At 35.8% G+C, this 3,812-nt stretch carries 5 protein-coding genes; 3 read left to right on the forward strand and 2 right to left on the reverse strand.

All coding sequences use genetic code 11. The features are described from left to right. Positions 1–590: IS630 family transposase (locus ACYQ11_RS21675; protein ID WP_459925923.1), on the forward strand; the 590-nt coding region annotated here is incomplete at its 5' end. A 95-nt stretch (positions 591–685) separates the two neighbouring features. Here the strand turns inward: ACYQ11_RS21675 and ACYQ11_RS21680 are convergent. Beyond that, positions 686–895: a hypothetical protein gene (locus ACYQ11_RS21680; protein WP_459925924.1), complete on the reverse strand. Its 210-nt coding sequence runs from the start codon at positions 893–895 to the stop codon at positions 686–688. A 130-nt stretch (positions 896–1,025) separates the two neighbouring features. After that, a complete protein-coding gene (locus ACYQ11_RS21685; RefSeq protein WP_459925925.1) occupies positions 1,026–1,316 on the reverse strand; it encodes a transposase in 291 nt (96 codons plus the stop codon). A gap of 267 nt (positions 1,317–1,583) precedes the next feature. On the opposite strand from ACYQ11_RS21685, the gene ACYQ11_RS21690 reads away from it, so the two are divergent. Both ACYQ11_RS21690 and ACYQ11_RS21695 read left to right on the forward strand, forming a co-directional pair. After that, positions 1,584–2,519 carry a hypothetical protein gene (locus tag ACYQ11_RS21690; RefSeq protein ID WP_459925926.1) on the forward strand — a complete coding sequence of 312 codons (936 nt, stop codon included), beginning with the start codon at positions 1,584–1,586 and terminating at the stop codon, positions 2,517–2,519. Positions 2,520–2,628: 109 nt separating this feature from the next. Further along, positions 2,629–3,693 (forward strand): acyltransferase family protein, encoded by a 1,065-nt coding sequence (locus tag ACYQ11_RS21695; protein WP_459925927.1) that lies wholly within the window; start codon positions 2,629–2,631, stop codon positions 3,691–3,693. Positions 3,694–3,812: the final 119 nt, after the last annotated feature.

A 3,812-nucleotide genomic window follows, 5' to 3' on the forward strand; every position in this document is an offset into this window, starting at 1 on the left:
TACGAGGTGAAACTCCAGCAATCAAATTTCACCCCAGATGTAAGCGGGTCAATTTGATATCGACAGCTACGAATCAAGGTAAAGTACGGTTTATGGTTTACAAGGATAAGATGAATTCTCAGGCCCTTATAAAATTCATGACACGACTTATCAAGGATTCTGATAAAAAAATATACTTGATTCTCGACAACTTGAAGGTCCATCACAACCATATGGTCAAGGATTGGGTAAATGAACATGAGGATGAAAGTGAGTTGTTCTTTCTACCATCCTATTCACCTGAATTGAATCCGGACGAGTATTTGAATTGTGATTTAAAAGTCGGGGTTCATTCCCAAGCGCCTTCGAGAACCGCAGATGAATTGAAATGCAACTCAATTTCTCATTTGAAAAAGCTTCAAAAGCTACCGGACGCGTTAAAAATTACTTCAAACACCCGAGGATTGCTTAAGCAGCTTGTTGTTGCTGTATTTAATTGGCGGTTTAATATTATTGCTGAAGGTGGATTCAATCACAATTGCTCTGTTGATACTGCAAACGATTCTGGTCGGTGCCATCCAAATTTCATGCAAGGCTTGTTTGATCTTTGACTGAATTGTCTTTGGCAGCTTGCTAATACATTGGATGTCTTATGCACCCAATAGCGTTGATGTTGAGTTTCAGGTTATACTTTTCGAATCGCTTTTTAAAAGCCTAAAGCACCATTGCCGATCGCCAATTCAGGTGAATGGTTGTGACCCTTTACTTTTATTCTCAAAAGCAACTCTGTCCAACTCGATTCAAATTCCCGGCAACCGTCATCAATGGCAATGAATTCTTTGGTCCCCATTTCAGAAACGCCTATAATGAAAAGAATGCATTGCCTTGCATCATCGCTTCGTACTTTGAAATACATACATACCGTCTACCAAAATATAGACATAACGTTTGTTTTCCCAGGTAGATTTTAAACGGCGATAATCCTTTTGCACCATTGCCGAAAAGGGCATGAAGGACTTCCTTGATGTCACCCGTGGGAATCCCTTTCAAGTAAAGCCAGGGCGGGCCTCTTCGATAGCCCTTGTTTTTCTCAAATATGGTGGCAAAAATGTTGAGTTGAACTTTATTCCCTGGCCGCTTTTATCTCGAACTTTTGGGACTTTAACCGTTACCGGACCGATTCCCGTTTGAATTTCTCTTGCCGTCAAATATCCATTTCGAACTATATGTTTATGACCCGTTTCATACCTGAACTCAGAATATTCTTTTAAAAGTTCCTGAAGTTCGGACTCAACAGCCTCTGATATTAATTGGCTTCTTTGTTTCAAGTCACCCAATTTTTTCCCCCTTTATGTCTATATGTCAAAGTTTTTAGTTTATTTTGTTGGCACCACATTTTTGGGATTTTATGGAAAAAACACCGAATAATCTGTTGTTTACGATAATTTTACGTTTAACATTGTTAAAGAAAAGTCTACCGGTATATGCTGCACGAATGAGTCAGATTGTTTCGTAAACCGCTTCATTGTTAAGTTCGGTCCTTCGGTTAAAGATCTGTTGGATGGGATACTGTCCGTCATCAAAGTATCAGGAGTTTATATTTTATGCGCTGGAAAACAAAAGCAAAGATTCAAAAATTCGTTTCACTACTTCCATCTTCACTGTCCTATGCGACATATTATTGGTTGCAGAGGCATTTTGGTAATTTGAAGACGCTGAATCCGGTCCGGAAATTATCTGCTGCAATTGCGATTTGCCAAAAAATAAGTGAGCACGCGCAAAAGATAGAAGATAAAGTATTTTTTGAGGTTGGAACAGGACGAGTGCCAATCGTGCCGATTGGATTTTGGCTGATGGGGGCAAAGAAAACGATTACCATAGATTTGAATCCATATATGAAATCAGAGTTGGTGGCTGAAAGCTTGAACTATATATCAGACCATGCTGATTATGTGCTGGAGCTATTCGGCGATTTGATTAATAAAAAAAGATTTCAAAAATTGCTTGAACTAAAAAACAGTTCTCATTTTTCGTTACCCTCAGTTCTTGATTTGTGCTCTATAGAATATATTGCACCTGGTAATGCGGAAAATACTGGGCTTTGTGAGGAGGCTATAGACTTTCACACATCTTATGCTGTTTTTGAACATATACCCCCAAATATTTTGAAGACAATTCTACGCGAAGGAAGCAGGATTACAAAAGGCACCGGATTATTCGTTCACATGATTGACTATACGGATCATTTTATCAAATCCGATAGAACTATATCTTCAATAAATTTTCTTCAGTATTCCGATAGTGATTGGGGAAAAATTGCCGATAACAGGTATATGTACATGAATAGATTGAGGCATGATGATTTTATTGAAATATTCGAATCAGCAGGGCAATGTATTATAAAAGATTATCCCACTAAAGATCCTGGCCTACTGGATTTATTGAATAATGGAACCCTGAAACTTGACAGAAGATTTAATTCTAAATCAAAAGATATTATCACAATTACTGATGCGTGGTTTATTTCGAAAAAAAAATGATGAAGTCCAAAAAAATGTAGTTATCGTCTATTGTCGAAGATATTAAAGTTGGATGCATTTTGTTCCAATTAGCCCATTGAGTAAAATATAACCATGAATGGTATGTAAAATGTGTAAGTTGAACTCAGAAATTATTATCATTAAAGGAGGAAAGTATTATCAGGAGATTGATTTTATAAAATCTATAGCCATTCTGTTTGTGATTGTTTTACACAGCATTTCAATAGAGTTAAAACTTGATGTTCTTGCCCCATTTCATATGTGGCATGCCGTCCCAATTTTCATGTTGATTGCAGGTATAAATAGTCGGCTATATATTTTGCGAGAGGGTTATGCACCATTTAAGGAATATTCGTTTGAGCAACTAAAAAAAAAAGGTACACGGGTATTAATTCCATTTGGGTTTGTTTTAACGGTAGAATTTTTCATTATTTATTTTTATAAAGGGCATATGGAAGATTCTTTATTTACTTTTATTTTATCAGGAGGATATGGCGCTGGTAGTTATTTTGTACCGGTGTTTATACAACACCTGCTTTTCTTCCCCTTGGTACTTATCTTCCTCAATAAATCGAAGATGTCTTTTTTTAGTAAGATGGCAGTGTTATTTTGTGTTTCGATTCTATTAGAAAAAATATGTATATTTTTTTTTATATCTGAGGATTTATATTGTTTGTTATACGTAAGATATTTTTTTGCCGCAGCTCTTGGCGCAATGCTTTTAGACTCTAAATTAAGGGTCTATCATATGATTATATTAGCATTAATAAGCTTTATCTATATATTTTATACATCATATTTTGGATATCAGATATCCTTTATTTATCCTGCTTGGATATTTCAGCATGCGCCAGCCTATTTTTGGACACTTATGTTTGTTTTATTGTTATGGTTTTTACATAGTAAATTAGGCTTAGTATCAGAGAAGCTATCCGAAATTGGACGGTATTCATATCATATTTTTTTATTTCAAATGGTTTACTTTTGGAGTGTTGATGTTTTTGTCAAAAACGCTGTGATTAAATACATTACTCCACATTATTTTCTGATTTATACTGCCATTAACTGTGCGATGTGCGTCATGGGAGGGCTGTTGTTTTTCAAAATGAACCATATTTTGAATGAGGAATTTTATCGAAGATTCATGTCCAATAATATTCCCAGAAATAATTAATTTCGGTTCTCTAAGAAGCTCCAGTAAGTTTTTGCTTTGACCGTATCTGTCAAAGGGTCGTGATATTGTGGGTATATAACCACAGATATGGAGGCGACCATGACAGATTTTACCATAAC

Source organism: Desulfatiferula olefinivorans (assembly GCF_054657895.1).